Origin of the sequence: Lutispora saccharofermentans, from assembly GCF_024363565.1 — a bacterium.
In the GTDB taxonomy this organism is placed as follows: Bacteria; Bacillota; Clostridia; order Lutisporales; family Lutisporaceae; genus Lutispora; species Lutispora saccharofermentans.
The window spans coordinates 85106-102364 of sequence record NZ_JAJEKE010000013.1 but is presented as its reverse complement, the minus strand read 5'-3'; the positions used below and the strand labels follow the sequence as shown (position 1 = coordinate 102364).

Genomic DNA, 17259 nt, shown 5'->3' with positions numbered 1-17259 from the left:
TAATGGAAAGAGTTTTGGAATTAAAAGACTTTAATGTCACTTATGTGAATAAATATAAAAAAGTTTATGCAGTAAAAAATGCAAATCTTCAAATCCAAAAAGGAGACTCCCTGGGAATAGTGGGTGAATCAGGCTCCGGAAAATCGACACTGGCTATGGCATTATTGAGGCTTCTGCCCGAGAAAAGCACGGAGATATCCGGAACGGCCAATTTTATAGGTAAAGATATTACAAAGCTAAGCAAGACAGAATTGCAAAAAATGAGATGGAAAGAATTAGCCGTTGTATTTCAGAAATCTATGAACTCATTAAGCCCGGTTCATCGCATAGGAACTCAGATCGAGGATATTTACAGAGTTCATCACCCTGATGCCTCAAGAGAAGAGATTTTTAAAAGGATAGAATATCTCCTGCAGTTGGTAAATCTCTCGGGGAGGGTATACAATCTCTATCCCCATGAGCTGTCGGGAGGAATGCTGCAAAGAGTTTCTATCGCCATAAGCCTTATGCATAATCCTAAGCTGCTGATTCTCGATGAAGCTACTACAGCTCTTGATGTTGTGACACAAGGCCAGATTTTGGATGAGATTCTAAAAATGGAAAAAGAATTGGATATGACCAGAATTATGATAACTCATGATATGTCTGTGGTGTCAACCTCATGCAATAAGGTGGCTATCATGTATGCGGGAGAGTTTATGGAAATAGGGTACGTCAAGGATGTTTTAAAAAATCCGAAGCATCCATATACCAAAGGTTTGCTTTCATCTTTTCCTTCTCTTAAAGGAGAAAAGTCAAAATTAGAAGCTATAGATGGCTTTTTACCGGATTTGTCCAAGCTGTATGACGGATGTATTTTTGCTCCCAGATGCCAATCTGCAATGGATAAATGTTTTAAAGCCAAGCCCAGGAAACTGGAGACGGATGAAGGGTTTTTGCTTAACTGTCACCTGTATGGAGGTGAAAATTAGATGGAGAATAACAAATCGTACATAAAGATAGATAATGTTTCCATGTGGTACCCGGTTAAGAGCGGTATAAAATTGTTTGCAAAAGAAAAACAATGGGTTAAGGCAGTAGACAAAGTTTCTTTAGAGATGGAAGAAGGCGAAGTATTAGGCGTCATAGGAGAGAGCGGCTGCGGGAAATCCACCTTGGGGAGAATCCTTGCCAGGCTTGAGAATCCGACGGACGGAGACGTATATATTGACAATGTGTCCACAGGAGAGTTGATGAAAAGAAACTCGAAGGAGTTCAGAAGATTAGTTCAGATAGTATTTCAGAATCCCTATGATTCTTTTACTCCAAGAGATACTATCGAAAATATATTGATGAGGCCTCTTAAGATACATTCTATCGCCGGCTCAGATGAGGAGAAGAGGCGAATTTGTATAGAAACCTTAGAATCAGGAGGGCTTCATCCTGGTGAAGATATTATGAAAAGATACCCTCATGAATTGTCAGGAGGACAGCTGCAGAGAATTTCTATATTGCGTGCCATGCTCTTAAATCCTAAGTTTATCATCGCAGATGAGCCGGTTTCTATGCTCGATGTTTCTGTCAGAGCCGATATCATCAACATGCTTTTGAATCTGAGCAAGGAAAAGAATGCTGCAGTCGTATTTATCAGCCATGATATTTCATTGACAAGATACATATCCGACAAAATAGCAGTTATGTATTTGGGAAGGATAGTGGAATACGGAGAAAGCGATGAAATTATAAAAAATCCGAAACATCCATATACCCAAGCATTGATTTCAAATTGCGGATCTATTGATCCCGATGAAATTATGGACAGAATCAGTATTGTTGGAGAGCCCCCTACTCCGATCAATCCTGGACCGGGCTGCTATTTTGCACCTAGGTGTTTTAAAGCGAATAAAGAGTGCCTTATCAAATATCCTGCTGCCTATGACTTAGGGAATGGCCATTATGCAGCTTGCGATAGATTGAATAATGAATAAGTGAGGAGGATTTTTATGAAGAAAAAAATATCGTTGATAACCGCAATAGTGTTAATGCTCTCTATTATTGCAACCGGATGCTCAACTTCCCAAAACGCATCCGAACCTGCTTCCGCACAGGCGCCTGCGGAGGAAAAGGTACTGATTGTAAGGGCTATTGGGGATCCAATGTCTTTTAATCCGGACACACTGCCTGATGATAATAATTATCCCATTGTCCAAAATATCTTCAACAGGCTTGTGAAGTTAGACACATCAAAACAGATTATACCTGATCTGGCCAGCAAGTGGGAGGTCAGTGAAGATGGTAAGGATATCACATTCTATTTGAGAGAAGATGCCAAATGGCATGACGGAAATAAAGTTACAAGCAAAGATATAAAATACACTTTCGATACTATTAAAGCCAATGAAACATATTATATGAGCACAAGACTTGGAATTGTTGATTCTATTGAAACTCCGGATGATTATACTGTAGTTTTCAAAATGAATAAAGCAGACGTTTCTTTTATTGCGGATTTGGGCTGGTATGGAACATTCATTTTGCCTGAGCATCTGTTTAATAACGGGCAAAAATGGGAAGACAATCCTGCTTCAAAGAATCCTGTAGGTTCAGGACCATTCAAGTTCTCCGAGTTCAAACAGGGTGAAAGCATCACTCTTGTTCCAAACAAGGATTACCATGAAGGTTCACCTAAGCTGGACAAGCTTATATTCTCAATAATTCCGGATGATGCAACTGCAGTACAGGCTCTTATCAACGGAGATATAGATATGTTTGAAAATGTGCCTGCAGGAAATGTTGAGGAGCTAAAAGCAGACGGGAATATCAGATTAGCTTTGAATGAATACCCGTCTCCCATGAGAATCATATTTAACTTAAAAGATAAAGCAGTACAAGATGTGAACCTAAGAAAAGCTATAGCTACTGCCATAAATAAGGAAGAAATATCTCAAAAGATATATGCAGGAGTGCAAAAACCTGAATACAATATGTATCCTTCTTTAATAAAATGGGCATCTAACAGTGAGGAAACATCTCCGCACTTCAATATAGAGGAAGCTAAGAAAATATTGGAGGATGCAGGTTACAAGAAGGATGCAAATGGATTCTATGTAACGGGCTTGACTTTGGATGTATTTGAAGGCAGCGGTTATCCTGAAGCTGCGAAATTGATCGAAGCTACTTTGGCTCAAGCCGGAATAGATATTGAAGTACAAGTTCATGAATATAATGCCTGGTCTGAAAAAGTAGGAACCAGGAGAGATTTCATGTTGGAAATGCAGGGTGGATTCATGGGACCGGATCCTGCTGCTCTGGCAAAAAGATTTGGCACCGGACAAGCAAGTAATTATGCGGACTACAGCAGTGCAGAATTTGACGCATTATGCGAACAGGGAGCTGCCACAGGAGATCAGGCTAAGAGAGCAGAGTATTACAAAAAAGCACAGGCTCTGTTGGTGAAGGATCTGCCTTATGTTCCGATAGTAACTTTTGCAGGATATGATGCCAATAGATCCGATTATATCAATCTGCCTATTGATGGCACAGGTAAATGGGGCTGGGCAGAATTCACTTATACAGATTTAGCTGCAAATTGAACGAGACTTCATTCAGAGGGGGATTCAACCCCCACTGAATGCTAGTCGAGTCCATACTGGACTTAGCCGCTCTTGGCACCCGCCGCCTATAGAGGCGGGGGTCTTAGAGCGGATTAGTTCAGTGATAAATTAACTCGTTGTGGCAGCTGATAAAAGAGTATTTTGTGAAAAGGCTTAGAGTTTGTTAGCGAAGTATAGGAAAAGCTGTGTCAACTGTTTGAGCCAAAGCGAGTTTTGACGCAGCCCTATGCAAGCTTACAAAGTCTTAGCCTTGAAGCTCTATACTTGTTATCAGCTATCACAACAGATTAAATTAATATTAGATAAACTGACTAATTGCATATCTGGTTTAAGTGGATATGCAATTAGCTCTTTTAGGAGGACATGACATGAAAGAAATATTTCAAAGGCTTATAGACGGTATTCCTGACTACAAGGAATTTCTGACTGTAGAAGAGATGGATAATAGCAGTAAAAAATTAGCGCAAGAATTTCCTGACTGCGTAGAATTATTTGAAATGGGAAGATCAAGAGAAAATCATCCTTTATACTGCTTAAAAATAGGGAATGGCTCCCAAAATGCTTTAATGTTTGGCTGCCCTCACCCGAATGAGCCTATCGGAACAATGATGCTGGAATACTTCTCCAGAGAACTGGCACAAAATAAGGAGCTGAGAGATGAGCTTGACTATACTTGGTATATAGTGAAAGCCTGGGATGCAGACGGCACAAAACTAAATGAAAAGTGGTTCAAAGGCCCATATACTCTTTATAATTATTCGAGAAATTTTTTCAGACCAGCAGGACATCAGCAGGTAGACTGGACCTTCCCGATAGATTATAAAAATCTTCATTTCCACGATACGATTCCTGAGACAAAGGCTATGATGGACCTTATAGAACGCATCAGGCCAAAATTTATATACTCCTTGCATAATGCGGGTTTCGGAGGAGTCTATTGGTATATAACCGAAGAAACGAAGGAAATCTATGATGCTATGAGAGAAGCCGCTAAAAAGCAGGGAGTGCCTTTGAATTTGGGCGAACCCGAAGCGCCCTATTGTGTAGCATATTCTCCTGCCATTTATCAGAATCTGGGCATCCAGCAAAGCTATGATTATTTAGAAAAATACGGTGTGGAGCATCCGGAAGACAGCATAAAGGCCGGAACCTGCAGCTCTGATTATGCTCAGGATCTATGCGGATCATTTACACTTCTGACTGAATTACCATATTTTTACGACAAAAGGATAAATGATTTATCTGAAGCCGGCATAACCCGAAGTGATGCAGTGCTAATAAGCCTGGATAACAGCGAAGAGGCAGATAAGTTCATAAAATCTACCCTCGATATTTCGATAAAGTATATGAAAAAGAACAATCCTTTCAGACTTGCTTTGGAAGCTTTTACAGACAATGCCGAAAGAAATGAAGCTGAACGAAAGATGGTAAAGGAAAATCCGGATTTTGCCAAAAAAGCTACAGTAGCTGAAGAATTCGATAATTTACTGGTAACCAAATTTTACAAAATGTTGTCTTATGGATTATTGGTCAGAGCTAATGAATGTGAGTTGGAAAAGATGGCTGCTTCAAATGAAGACGACAAGGAAAAGAAAGAAGCCTTGGAGAGAGCTTTTAAGCTTGCAGAAGACAGGTTAAAGGCACTGAGTGTGGAATTGGAAGAGAAGATACATTATGAAGTAGTGCCGATAAAGAAACTGGTAGCCATTCAATTGGAATGCGGACTGATCATGGCAGATTACTTGAAAAACAATTAAGGAGGGCTGATCATGATTCTGATAAAGAAGGGTATTTTGCATGATGGGAATGGCAGTGTATTAGATGGCGTGGATATTCTCATAGAGAATACCCTGATAAAAGATATTGGATATGATCTAAAAGCTTCTGATCTTACAGAAGTGGTAGATGCAAAGGATAAGGTCATATTGCCCGGATTCATTGATTCTCTTAATGTTTGGGGATGTATGGGACCCGGATGGGGTGATAATGATTTGAATGAGCATTCCAATCCGGTCACCCCGGCTATGGATGTGGTTTATTCCTTTGATCAAGACAGCATGATGTTCCAAAGAGTTTTTGAATACGGCGTAACAAGTGCAGGTATAACTCCATCAACGAAAAATGTTATCGGAGGCAATGCAGCAGTATTTAAGACTTATGGCGATCATCCATACAAAATGCTGGTGAAAGAAAAGGCAGCGATGATATCCTCTATAACAGCAGAAACAAAAAAATTATATGGCCCCAAAAACCTCACCCCTATGACCAAGATGGGAGCTTTCTCTCTTCTGACGGAAGCCCTGAGGAAGGCTTTGGAATACAAAGGGAAAAAAGAGAAGGACTATAATGGGGATTATGAAGCCTTGTTGAAGGTTTTGGACAAAGAAATGCCTCTTTTCATAAACTGCAGCACAAAGGCCGATATGGATGCAATAGAAATGGCTTTGAAGGATTTCGATATAGATGTAGTATTTACAGGCGCTTTCGGCATCCATAAAGATGTCACCAAGATACTCGGCAGGAGGACAGGCATAGTTCTTGGAGATTTGACCTGTGCCATGTCGTATAAAAATTCTATGGTAGACTTTTCTGCAATAAAAAAATTGGTAGAAGAAGATATGGATATTGCTATCAGCTCTTGCGGAGATAATGCAGCGTCAGGCAAAGAATCTCTGTTATGGAATGCCATATTATATTACAAGAATGGCCTGGACAGTGAAGACGTGCTCAAAATGATTACCTCGATACCTTCTAAGATATTGGGTGTTGATAATAGGATAGGTTCTGTTGAAATAGGCAAGGATGCTGATTTATCTATATGGTCTGCTAATCCTATTGAGACATATGCTGCGAGGGCTGAAGCAGTCTATATAAATGGTGAAAATATCCTAAACTCTAGGAGGGTTGCTTCATGCTGGTGATTAAAAATGCTAAAATATATACTTGTGCCGGAAAAGTTATTGAAAAAGGAGATATCCTTATTTCTCATGGAAAGATAAAAGAGGTTGGTGTAAATTTAAAATGCAGCTGCGATGATGTAATAGATGCAGAAGGCATGGTTGTAATACCTGGAATTATTGATGCCCACAGCCATATCGGCGGTTTTGGCACAGATATGAGCGATCAGGATTTAAATGAAATGACAAAAAACGCCACACCGGAGGTCGAATCAATATATTCTATCGATACCGGTTCAAAAATGTTTGAGAGAGTCAGGAGAGTCGGAATAACAACCTCTGCAATTGCTCCGGGAAGCGGCAATGTGGTGGGAGGCTTAGTATGTGCAGTAAAATCCTATGGCAACAGTATTGAGAATATGTGCATAAAAAACCCTATAGCTTTAAAAATGGCCTTGGGCGGCAATCCAAAAGGAGTCTACGGCAAGCGCAACCAAATGCCTATGACCAGAATGGGAATCGCACAAGTCATGAGAGAGACATTTATTAAGGGAAAGGAATACATGGATAAAAGGGCAGAAGCCAAGGATGATGGATCATCGATGGTGCCTTATGATACAGGATTGGAAAATGTCTGCAGAGTGCTTAGAAGGGAAATACCCATTAAAGTTCATTGCGAGCAGTTTGATATGCTTACAACTATTAGGATAGCAAAGGAATTTGATGTGGAGTTTACTTTGGATCATGCTTGGGGAGCCGGTGATTTTATTGATGATATAGTCAACTCGGGCTGCAGAGGAGTTATTTATGGACCTATTGGTGTACCTTTACTGCCGGGGGAATGCGGCAAAATCGATATAGGAGTCCTGGTGGAATTGGACAAAAAAGGAGTAAACTGTGCGATAATGACTGACGGTCCAATACTAAACCCGGAGGTAATCATTATACAAGCCGGCGAAGTAATTCGCTTTGGCGGAGATATAGAGAGAGTACTCAATATGCTGACAATCAATCCTGCCAAGATATTGGGCATTGAAGACAGAGTGGGTTCTATTGAGGAAGGTAAAGATGCAGACATAGTTATTTTTAAGGGGATGCCTGCAGTAGATACGAATGCAACTGTTGCCTATACAATTATTAATGGTGAAGTAGTATATAAAAAATAAAGATGAATATCGTTCAAGCTATGTAGAAGGAGAGAAATGTAAGTATTCTTAAAGATACACATCTAAATTGATTCATGCCTTCTATATAGTTTCACAAGGGCTCTCACCTTACGTGAAGCATTTGACATTGAAGGGTGTAAAAACTATAATTGAGCTAAGATTAGGGGGCAATTATGTAAACTGTATTTTATAATGCCTGTTTACAGATTACCTTAATTTTGAACAGCGACGCTATAGTAAACATTTAGATACAGAGTTTCTTAACCTCCTATATCTTTCTATGGATTAGGAGGTTTTTATTTTCTTTATATTATGAGGTTTGGAGCTTGTACGTTATAAAATAATTTTAAAGGAGCGGATTGTCAAATGAAACCGGATCAATGCGAAGAATATGAATGCAGCAGCTATAATTATGGGGACAAGGTAAGATTGAAGACGGATTGGTATCAGAAGCATGGATTTCCTTATAAGAAAGGAAGCTGTTTCAAGGTTTATTATCAGTTTTTCGATTGGATTGTAACAAACGGAGCAGATTTTCACATCGATGATATAGAACTGGTAGAAACCAAGGCTAAAACAGCATAGAACCACATTTGCAGACATGCCTGACATCCATATAACGCTCAAGTTCCTCCTCGTCATTTGACAAAATAACCGAAAAAAAGATAAATATTGACATGTATATTCTCGGATGGTAATATAAAAATGATCTGTATAATTAATAATGGGCAAACCTGTCGAAAGCCAGGGACGCAAAGCTACGAGTCTAATGTGGGACACTACGATAGTCGGGCTGCAATAGGAGTTCTGTCTTATTAAAACCGTGGTAAATTTGTACTATGGTTTTTTTGATTTGTCAGCCGGATTGGTGCACTTCCCGTTTAAAGTAGCAAAAATTACAATATAAAAGGAGAACCGATAAATGAACGTTGAATACATCAATCCATTCATTGCAGCAAGCCGGAGCGTTATAAGCCAGACTACCGGATTTGATCCTGCTATTGGACAGCTATATGTCAAGGCTACGCCATATACCGGCGACAAGGTTATGATTATAATAGGCCTGGCAGGCAAAATCCGCGGAAATGTAGTCGTATCCTTTGACTATGAAACAGCTTATAAGATCGTTTCTGCAATGATGGGCGGAATGCCTATACAGACCCTCGATGAAATGTCCAAAAGCGCCATTGCAGAGCTGTGCAATATGATATTAGGGAATACGGCAACAATTTTTTCGAAAAAAAATATTCATGTGGATATAACACCTCCCACAGTCTTAACCGGAGATAACATGCAATTAAGTGCAGCTAAATCAACGGTTGTGTGCATACCCTTAATATTAGACGATAACGCTAAAATAGAGCTGGATATATCATATATAGAAAACTGATAGGCAAAGCAGTCAATTTGATGTAATATCCACCCGTCCTACAGCATATCTAAAATTCAGGAGAACTTTTGTTGCTTCTTAATTTCTGGAAGGCTGGGTGGTTTCGTGGATCATAAAAGAATTTTAGTTTTCATTCTTACTTTATCATTTACTTTTACCTCTGTGCTGCTGCCATACTGCGAAGGCTTTACAGAGCCTGATGCACCAGCGGATGCTGCGGCAGCTCAACAGGATAAGGCGACAGAAGATACAATACAGAAAAATAAGCTGCCCTTCGACGGGCTGACCAGTGATCCCGACTGGCAGGAGGATGGGCAGGCCTTAGAGCTGGAAGAGCAAAGGATGACAGAGGCGGAAAAGCGCTTCTATGATGATATTGATGCCATGGTAAAGAAACAATTGAATAATTTTATGAAAAACGGCGGCAAAGGCACCATAGGCATATATATAAAGGAACTAAAAACAGGCTATGAATATGATTACAACGGCAGTAAGCTATCCGACAAGTATGAAGGTGAGGGCTTTTTCCAGACTGCGTCGACCTGCAAGCTGGCAGCGGCGGCGGTTGTATATTATTTAAATAATTTGGGAGAGCTGGATATCGATAAAGAGTATGTGGATGAAATTACAGGAAGCAAGTACAATATGAAGCAGCTCACCTATAAGATGATAACTCATTCCGTTAACGGATATTTTAATACATTGCTGAGGCATTTTGGCAACGTTAAGCTCAATGAAGTTTTTTTAGAGCTGGGGCTGAAGAATACCTATGTATATAGTGAGATAGGCCCTGCCCCGGCCATGTCCTATAATGAAAACATCAAGAGGTACGGTATCAGCAAAGGGCCCAGGACTACGCCAAAGGATCTGGGGCATATCTTGGATCTGCTTTATGAGGGCAAGGCCTTCGGAGAGGCTAACAGCAAATATTTTGATGAGTCCCTGAGAAATAATATTTACAGCAACAGGCTTCCCCAGGGCATTGGATACAAATCCCCGGTAGCCCATAAGACGGGAACCAATGACAGCGGTGTATATAATGATGCGGGCATAATATATCTGAAGGATAATCCATATATCATGGTTGTTATGAGCTTGGGCAGCCAATCATCGGTGCAGACCAGTTACCGGGCTCTGGCAAAGGAAATATACAACTATATGGCAAAGCGAATAACGGTTGAAAATCATTCACAGGCTCCTTCCAATTAAAGGGGCCTTAAATTTTTATTGGAGTATTTATCAGTGTCTGGTACAATATATATTGCAAAAAGATTATTTGGAGGATCATATGGCTTTAATAGATAGAAAAATGGACAGCAGAATTTTTGCTTTGGCATTGCCTGCAATCGCAGAGATGATGGCTCATACGCTTGTTTGGACAGCTGATACCGCAATGGTAGGAAGGCTTACGGCAGCGGATATTGCAGGTGTAAACTTAGGAGTACAGATCATGTTTACCCTGGGCAATGTCATGGGAGCTATAGGCATAGGGGCTACAGCACTTGTAGCCAGAAATATAGGGGCAAAGGATAATGAGAGGGCGGAATACATAGCAGGGCTTGCTATAAGCCTGGGGATAATAGTGGCGCTGGTACTGGGTACTTTAGGCATTGTTTTCGCCAGGTCGATATTCACTGCCATAGTTAAAGATCCTGAAGTGATCAGGATAGGCAGCTCTTATTCCAGAATTGTATTTACAGGCACGTTTTTTGTAATACCCTTGATCATATCCAGCTCTATTTTGCGGGCTGCGGGCAATACGGTGGTACCGATGATTTCTGCCATGGTAGCCAATGCAATAAATATAGTGGGAGATTATGTATTGATATTCGGCAAGCTGGGCTTTCCGGCTTTAGGGGCTGATGGTGCAGCCATAGCCACTGCAGCTTCGCAGGCTATAGGCTTTTTCATATGCTTCGCTTTTCTTGTAAAGGGCACCAACGGCATCAAGCTCAGGAGAAAAAATATGTTCAATTTCAAGAAGGAATCTCTGGGCACATTGATAAATCTCAGCATGCCTGCAGGTATGGAGACCTTTATGAATGAGGGGAGCAGGCTTTTATCCTCCTTCTGGATAGCTCAATTGGGCACCATAGCCTTTGCAGCTAATTCCCTGGCTGTGGCGGCGGAGTCTCTATCCTTCATGCCAGGCAACGGATTCGCCGTTGCAGCAGCGGCCTTGGTAGGCCAGAGCCTTGGAGCAGGCGATCGGGATACGGCTGAGAGAATAGCCAAAAGATCTGTAACCTATGCGGCTTTGCTTATGGGAGCCGTGGGGCTTGCGTTTTTCTTTTTCCCTTACAATATAATGAGGGTTTTCAGCACGGATCTGGCCTCAGTTGCGGAGGCTTCAAAGGCTATCAGGATAGGAGCCTTTGAGCAGGTGCCCATAGCTATCGGGATGGTTATGTCGGGCGCTCTGAAAGGAGCCGGGGATACTAAAGGTCCCTTTAGGATATCTCTGGTAACGAATTTCCTGTTCAGGCTTCCCTTGATCTTTGCAATCGTATTTTTGATAAACGGAAATATCAGCTATGTTTGGGCTGCTACTGCCTTGCAATACGGAGTGGAGGCAACTCTTATGGTCATAAGATACAGCAAAGGGCATTGGAGAAGGATAGATATAAGATGATGAGAGGTGATAGCTTTGTTAGCCATTATAAACGGTAAGGTTATAGTTGGTGACTCCATCGAGGATAAAGCGGTTTTGCTGGAAGGTGAAAGGATACTGGATGTCTGCCCTAAGGTTCCGGATGAGGCTGAGGTTATAGATGCCAAAGGCCGATATGTATCCTCCGGTTTTATCGATATCCATATTCACGGCTGTAAAGGCTTCGACATAATGGAAGATACCTATAAAGCAGTTATGACCATGTCTCAATATCTATTGAAGACAGGCGTTACCGGATTTTTGGGAGCCACAATGACAGAGAGCATACCGAAGATAAGGGAAGCCATAAAGGAAGCCAGGAGAGCCTCAAATGCTACCGCCGGAGCAGACCTGCTGGGAATACATATGGAAGGGCCTTTCATATCCGGCAAATATAAAGGTGCTCAGGAAGAGCGTTATATGTTGGAGCCGTCCATAAAGGGTTTTAAGGAAATCTGCGGTGATAACGAAGATTTTGTAAAGCTGGTGACTTTATCCCCTGAGCTGGCAGGCGCCAGGGAGCTTGTAGGATATCTGGAGGGAAAAGGGATAATACCTTCGATGGGGCATACGGGAGCCAGCTATGAGGAAGCCAAGGCAGGGATAGAATGGGGAATAAAAAGCAGCACCCACACCTTCAACGGGATGAAGGGCTTTGGTCACAGGGATCCCGGAGCCTTGGGGGCAGTACTGGATTCAGATATCGCTGCAGAATGCATAGCCGATGGAGTGCATGTTCATGGAGGAGCATTGAGGATACTGGTAAGGCAAAAGGGCGTGGACAAAATTATTCTGGTGACCGATTGCATGATGGCAGGAGGCATGGCGGACGGAGAATATGCTCTTGGAGGACAGAAGGTCTATGTGAAGGATGGCATAGCAAGGCTTGAGGAAGGCCAATTGGCAGGCAGCACCCTCAGCATGGACAGAGCTGTCAGAAATATTTTATCCATCCTGGATATAAGCGTTCCCAAGGCCGTGCTTATGGCAACCCGGAATCCAGCAATGCTTCTGAAGCTGGAAGACAGGGGCAGGATCGAAAAGGGATGCATGGCAGATTTGGTAATATTCGATGAGGATATAAACATAGATATGGTCTTGAAATCAGGAAAAAGAGTAGATGTGTGATATATGCTGCAAATTTCAGCTTGTTGATACAGCAGCTACAAGTAGAATGGTATGTATATCTGTACACAGTTATGCATTTTGACATGTCTATTGCTCGCCTTTGGAAAACTCCTAACGGTTCCAAACAGGCCTCCTGCCTGGTGGAACCTAAGCTGTCGTCCATGACAGCTTTACGAAGTTTTCATCAAAGCCATCGCAAAGACCTGTTAGCAAAATACATATAAGTGACATCTATACATACCATTTACTTATTCCGCTATACAAACAATAACAGCTATATATAGTAACTTATTCTGCTACAGTAAAATAGCATCCATGTATAGACTAAGTATGCTTATATAAAAATTGCCAATGACCCTTATGAGCTGAGCCTAAGAAAAGCCGTAAGCGAGGCACGGATGCCGAGCAAGCTTTCCAGGTCACGGATGACCTTTGGGAAGCGTAGGATTTTCTTAGGCTCAGTGAATTAGTGTCATCAATTTTTATATACTATATGTGGCTATACATGGATGCTATTGCTTATGGAGCTTGTCAACGGCATGAGATGTGTGATATATATCACGCATCTTTTTATTTTTATGGTTGTAATAATATTTCAATAAACATATAATAAAAGTGAAATATTATTTTAATAAGGGGTGGCAGCGAATGACTCATAAACAGGGAGCATTGACTATGCTGCGGGATATGTCAAATGACTTGCCTTTATCAGAAAAGAAGGTAGCTGAATATATTCTGGAAAAGCCTCAAGAGGTCATCAATCTCACTGCGGCAGAGATAGGCAAATACAGCGGGACAAGCAGTGCGGCAGTGATTCGTTTATGCAAATCCCTGGGGCTTAAAGGGCTTCAGGACTTGAAGATGAGAATTCACGGAGATATGAAAAAGAACGACAGCATAGCCTATAGGGACATAAAGGCTGATGAGAGCCAGGAGTCCGTGGTTCAGAAGATCACAAACAACAATATCAAGTCTATAATGGAAACTTCAGAAATAATGAACTTTCAGGCATTGTCTGCGGCTGTTGATTCTATGCTTGCGGCTCAGACTGTCTGCTTCTTCGGCATAGGAGCATCCGGAGTGGTTGCTAAGGATGCCCAGCAAAAATTTATAAGGATAAACAAAAACAGCCAATGCTTTGAAGACCAGCATTTGACTGCTACGGTTATTGGAAATATGAAATGCAAGGACGTGATGATGGGCATATCTTACTCAGGTGAGACCTTGGAGGTTATCAAGCTCCTCAAATTCGCCAAGGACAATGGCATCACCACAATAAGCCTTACCAAGTACGGCAAAACTTCTCTATCCGAGATTGCCGATATCAATCTCTTCACTTCATCCTGCATAGAGGTGCCTTTCAGAAGTGCTGCTACTTCGTCACGAATGGCCCAGCTCCACGTCATGGATATTTTATTCATGTGTGTTGCCACGAGACAGTACGATGACACCATCAAATATCTGGATCAGACGAGGAGAGCAACTGATATATTCAGAGAAGGAAGGTAGCATCATGATAGATATTTTAAACACTGAACTAACCCGATCTAAGTCCCCCGCCTCTATAGGCGGCGGATGCCAAAGAGCGGATAAGTCCAGTATGGACTCGACTAACATTCAGCGGGAGTTGAATCTCCCACTGAATGAAGTTTCGTTCAACAATATAATAAAAAAGGATAAAAAGCTTTGCATAGGCCTTATGTCAGGCACTTCTCTGGATGGCATAGATGCTGCACTGGTTGAAATAGAGGGCAATTACAAGGATACAAAAGTAAGGCTTCTGGAGTTTTTGACGCTGCCGTATTCGCAGGTCGAGAGAGAATCCATATTAAAATTGTGCAGTCCGGATACTTCAAAGATCAATGATATATGCGAGATGAATGTATATTTGGGCAATAAGATGGGCCAGGCTGCTGTGAAAGTTGCGCAGAAGGCCGGCATGAGCCTGAAGGAGATAGATTTCATAAGCTCCCACGGTCAGACGATTTATCATATGCCGGAAAAGAACAGCACATTTCAGATCGGAGAGCTTGCCGTTATTGCAGCGGTAACTGAAGCGATAACCGTAGGAGATTTCCGTCCCAGCGATATGGCTTACGGAGGGCAGGGGGCTCCATTGGTGCCCTATGTGGACTACTTGCTTTTTTCCCATCCGGACAAGAGCAGGGTTCTGCTCAACATCGGAGGCATGAGCAATATTACGGTTTTGAAGGCTGACGGCAATGAGGATGACGTATGGGCCTTTGACACCGGTCCCGGGAATGTTTTGATAGATGCCGTGATGAAGATAGGGACAAATGGCCGAATGAACTATGACCTGGGAGGTGTTATGGCATTATCGGGGAGGACATGCCTGGATTGGCTTTCTAAGATACTGGCAGAAGATTCATATCTTGATAAAAAACCGCCTAAAAGCACGGGAAGAGAATATTATACATTGGATTATGCCGGAAAGCTCTATACCGACGGTATAGGCATGGGTTTAAGCTTTAATGATATTCTGGCTACAATAACCTGCTATACTGCTCATGCTGTGGAATCTCAGCTTCGTAGATTCGTAGAGCCAAAATGCAAGGTGGATGAAGTCTTTGTCAGCGGCGGAGGTGTCCATAACAAGGCTTTGATGCAGGAGTTGAAAAGAATAATCAAGGCAGAAGTGAAATCGGCGGAGGAATTGGATTTCTCTGTTGATGCTAAAGAAGCGGTGGCTTTTGCTATATTAGGAAATGAGTTTTTGTCAGGACGCACCAATAATTTGCCTGGTGCTACAGGTGCGGCAAAAAAAGTAGTAATGGGGAAATTAGCTTTACCAAGCAAATAATTAGAAAACAGGGAGGAGTGCCTATATGGTTGATATAAGGCCCATAAGGATTGAAGATGCTGAAAAGTACATGAACCTATTCAATATGCTGGATGAAGAAACTATTTTCAGGCTTTATGAGCCGGGTGAAAGAGTTATCACCTTGGAGCAGCAAAGAGAAAACATAAGGCAAATAATGAGCAATAAAAAATCGCTTCTTTTAGTAGCAGAAGAGGAAGGAGAGCTTTTAGGCTATCTGATGGCTGCAGGCAGAGAAATCAAGCGTATCGCCCATATGGTGCATATAAGCATAGGCATATTGCAGAGTCATGCAGGCAAGGGCATAGGCACAAGGCTGTTTACGGAGCTTGAGAGTTGGGCCAAAGAAAATGGCATACATAGGTTAGAGCTCACTGTAATGGAGAATAATGAGGCCGGCAAGGCATTGTATAGAAAAATGGGCTTTGAGATCGAAGGTATAAAAAAGCATTCTCTTTACGTCGATGGAGAGTACATAGACGATATATACATGTCAAAGCTCATATAGGGAGGTAAACCATACATGGGGAATGCGATTGACAGCATTATTAAAAAGTATATGGTGGCAGGTTATTTTCCCGGTGCCGTATGCAAGGTATCCGTCAGGGGAGAAGTGATTTATGAGAAGTCTTTTGGTTATGGAAGCCTTGAACCGGTTTTGGTCCCTGCAAACGAAAAGATGGTTTTTGATGCAGCCTCATTGACAAAGATCGTTACTTCTACGGTAGCTTTGATGTTGATCACAGATAATAAAATGAAGCTTGAAGACCCTGTGCTAAATTATTTTGCTGAGGCTGCGGACTATCCTGCATTGACGGAGCGATTGAAGGATGTGACAGTCAAAAACCTTCTGACACACAGTTCAGGCTTGATAGATTGGTATCCTTTTTATAGCGAAAAGGGAACTTTTCTTCAGGTCCTCAATGAGATTACCGGGAGGACCGAAAAAGTAAAGGGTGTATTGTATAGCGATTTAAACTTCATGCTGTTGGGAGAGATGATCAAAAGGATCATCGGCATGGGACTGGATGAAGCATTGGAGCAGTATATAAGGATACCTTTAGGCATAGATAATATGAATTATTGTCCAAAGGATAAACTGAATATTGCTTGTACTGAGTTTGGCAACAGGATAGAAAAGAGCATGTGCAAGGATAGAAATATAAGCTTTGACGGATGGAGAGCAGAGAATTTGCCTATTTGCGGTGAGGTCAATGATGGAAATGCATTCTATTATTTCGGAGGCATGTCAGGCCATGCAGGAATTTTTTCAGATGCAGACGGCTTCACAAATATATGCCAATTATACTTGATGGGTGGTGAGTGGAGATCTAAAAGGCTTATTGAAGAGAGGCTTGTAAAAGAAGCTATGAAGGAGCAAAAGGATGGCAGAGGACTAGGCTGGCAAATTTCTGAAATTTTTCCTCAGGGCTGCGGGCATTCAGGCTTTACAGGTACATCCCTATGGCTGTGCCCTGAAATGGATATCGTTGCCGTGACTTTGACCAACAGGCTTCATACAAGGCAGCCCAGAAATTTGCAGCCGTTCAGGCAGGAGCTTCACGAAGCAATTTTAAATCAACTAAAATGATAAGG

Annotated in this window: 15 protein-coding genes and 1 riboswitch; all 15 genes read left to right on the top strand. The window is 41.8% G+C overall.

Going from position 1 to position 17259, the window contains the following annotated elements; all coding sequences use genetic code 11:
* The first annotated feature begins 2 nt into the window (after positions 1–2).
* The 15 genes from LJD61_RS14005 to LJD61_RS13935 all read left to right on the top strand — a co-directional run bounded on the left by LJD61_RS14005 (position 3) and on the right by LJD61_RS13935 (position 17254).
* Complete coding sequence (locus tag LJD61_RS14005; RefSeq protein ID WP_255228172.1) at positions 3–971, top strand: ABC transporter ATP-binding protein; 969 nt, start codon at positions 3–5, stop codon at positions 969–971.
* Complete coding sequence (locus tag LJD61_RS14000) at positions 972–1967, top strand: oligopeptide/dipeptide ABC transporter ATP-binding protein (RefSeq protein WP_255228171.1); 996 nt, start codon at positions 972–974, stop codon at positions 1965–1967.
* Positions 1968–1982: 15 nt separating this feature from the next.
* Complete coding sequence (locus LJD61_RS13995; RefSeq protein WP_255228170.1) at positions 1983–3572, top strand: ABC transporter substrate-binding protein; 1590 nt, start codon at positions 1983–1985, stop codon at positions 3570–3572.
* Positions 3573–3961: 389 nt separating this feature from the next.
* Positions 3962–5350, top strand: coding sequence for a M14 family zinc carboxypeptidase (locus LJD61_RS13990; RefSeq protein WP_255228169.1), 1389 nt, complete (start codon positions 3962–3964; stop codon positions 5348–5350).
* A 12-nt stretch (positions 5351–5362) separates the two neighbouring features.
* Positions 5363–6514 carry an amidohydrolase family protein gene (locus LJD61_RS13985; RefSeq protein ID WP_255228168.1) on the top strand — a complete coding sequence of 384 codons (1152 nt, stop codon included), beginning with the start codon at positions 5363–5365 and terminating at the stop codon, positions 6512–6514.
* On the top strand, positions 6505–7656 hold the full coding sequence (locus LJD61_RS13980) for an amidohydrolase family protein (protein WP_255228167.1): 1152 nt from the start codon (positions 6505–6507) through the stop codon (positions 7654–7656). Before LJD61_RS13985 ends, LJD61_RS13980 begins: the two co-directional genes overlap by 10 nt.
* 366 nt (positions 7657–8022) lie before the next feature.
* The gene (locus LJD61_RS13975) at positions 8023–8241 is read left to right on the top strand and encodes a hypothetical protein (protein ID WP_255228166.1); all 219 of its coding nucleotides are present in this window, start codon (positions 8023–8025) and stop codon (positions 8239–8241) included.
* 132 nt (positions 8242–8373) lie between these two features.
* Positions 8374–8457: riboswitch (cyclic di-GMP riboswitch) on the top strand.
* 121 nt (positions 8458–8578) lie between these two features.
* Entirely contained in the window at positions 8579–9046 is a 468-nt protein-coding gene (locus tag LJD61_RS13970; protein WP_255228165.1) for a chemotaxis protein CheX, read from the top strand.
* A gap of 105 nt (positions 9047–9151) precedes the next feature.
* Positions 9152–10255, top strand: a complete 1104-nt coding sequence (locus LJD61_RS13965; RefSeq protein WP_255228164.1) for a serine hydrolase — start codon at positions 9152–9154, stop codon at positions 10253–10255.
* 79 nt (positions 10256–10334) lie between these two features.
* Positions 10335–11678, top strand: a complete 1344-nt coding sequence (locus tag LJD61_RS13960) for an MATE family efflux transporter (protein ID WP_255228163.1) — start codon at positions 10335–10337, stop codon at positions 11676–11678.
* 15 nt (positions 11679–11693) lie between these two features.
* Complete coding sequence (nagA, locus tag LJD61_RS13955) at positions 11694–12824, top strand: N-acetylglucosamine-6-phosphate deacetylase (protein WP_255228162.1); 1131 nt, start codon at positions 11694–11696, stop codon at positions 12822–12824.
* Between the two features lie 648 nt (positions 12825–13472).
* Positions 13473–14333: a MurR/RpiR family transcriptional regulator gene (locus tag LJD61_RS13950; RefSeq protein WP_255228161.1), complete on the top strand. Its 861-nt coding sequence runs from the start codon at positions 13473–13475 to the stop codon at positions 14331–14333.
* A gap of 4 nt (positions 14334–14337) precedes the next feature.
* Entirely contained in the window at positions 14338–15645 is a 1308-nt protein-coding gene (locus tag LJD61_RS13945) for an anhydro-N-acetylmuramic acid kinase (protein ID WP_255228160.1), read from the top strand.
* 25 nt (positions 15646–15670) lie between these two features.
* Complete coding sequence (locus LJD61_RS13940) at positions 15671–16171, top strand: GNAT family N-acetyltransferase (protein ID WP_255228159.1); 501 nt, start codon at positions 15671–15673, stop codon at positions 16169–16171.
* Between the two features lie 15 nt (positions 16172–16186).
* On the top strand, positions 16187–17254 hold the full coding sequence (locus LJD61_RS13935; RefSeq protein ID WP_255228158.1) for a serine hydrolase domain-containing protein: 1068 nt from the start codon (positions 16187–16189) through the stop codon (positions 17252–17254).
* Positions 17255–17259: the final 5 nt, after the last annotated feature.

Coding starts and splice junctions, on each gene's coding strand:
- LJD61_RS14005 (WP_255228172.1), top strand. CDS start 3: ATGGAAAGAGTTTTGGAATTAAAAGACTTTAATGTCACTTATGTGAAT.
- LJD61_RS14000 (WP_255228171.1), top strand. CDS start 972: ATGGAGAATAACAAATCGTACATAAAGATAGATAATGTTTCCATGTGG.
- LJD61_RS13995 (WP_255228170.1), top strand. CDS start 1,983: ATGAAGAAAAAAATATCGTTGATAACCGCAATAGTGTTAATGCTCTCT.
- LJD61_RS13990 (WP_255228169.1), top strand. CDS start 3,962: ATGAAAGAAATATTTCAAAGGCTTATAGACGGTATTCCTGACTACAAG.
- LJD61_RS13985 (WP_255228168.1), top strand. CDS start 5,363: ATGATTCTGATAAAGAAGGGTATTTTGCATGATGGGAATGGCAGTGTA.
- LJD61_RS13980 (WP_255228167.1), top strand. CDS start 6,505: ATGCTGGTGATTAAAAATGCTAAAATATATACTTGTGCCGGAAAAGTT.
- LJD61_RS13975 (WP_255228166.1), top strand. CDS start 8,023: ATGAAACCGGATCAATGCGAAGAATATGAATGCAGCAGCTATAATTAT.
- LJD61_RS13970 (WP_255228165.1), top strand. CDS start 8,579: ATGAACGTTGAATACATCAATCCATTCATTGCAGCAAGCCGGAGCGTT.
- LJD61_RS13960 (WP_255228163.1), top strand. CDS start 10,335: ATGGCTTTAATAGATAGAAAAATGGACAGCAGAATTTTTGCTTTGGCA.
- LJD61_RS13950 (WP_255228161.1), top strand. CDS start 13,473: ATGACTCATAAACAGGGAGCATTGACTATGCTGCGGGATATGTCAAAT.
- LJD61_RS13945 (WP_255228160.1), top strand. CDS start 14,338: ATGATAGATATTTTAAACACTGAACTAACCCGATCTAAGTCCCCCGCC.
- LJD61_RS13940 (WP_255228159.1), top strand. CDS start 15,671: ATGGTTGATATAAGGCCCATAAGGATTGAAGATGCTGAAAAGTACATG.
- LJD61_RS13935 (WP_255228158.1), top strand. CDS start 16,187: ATGGGGAATGCGATTGACAGCATTATTAAAAAGTATATGGTGGCAGGT.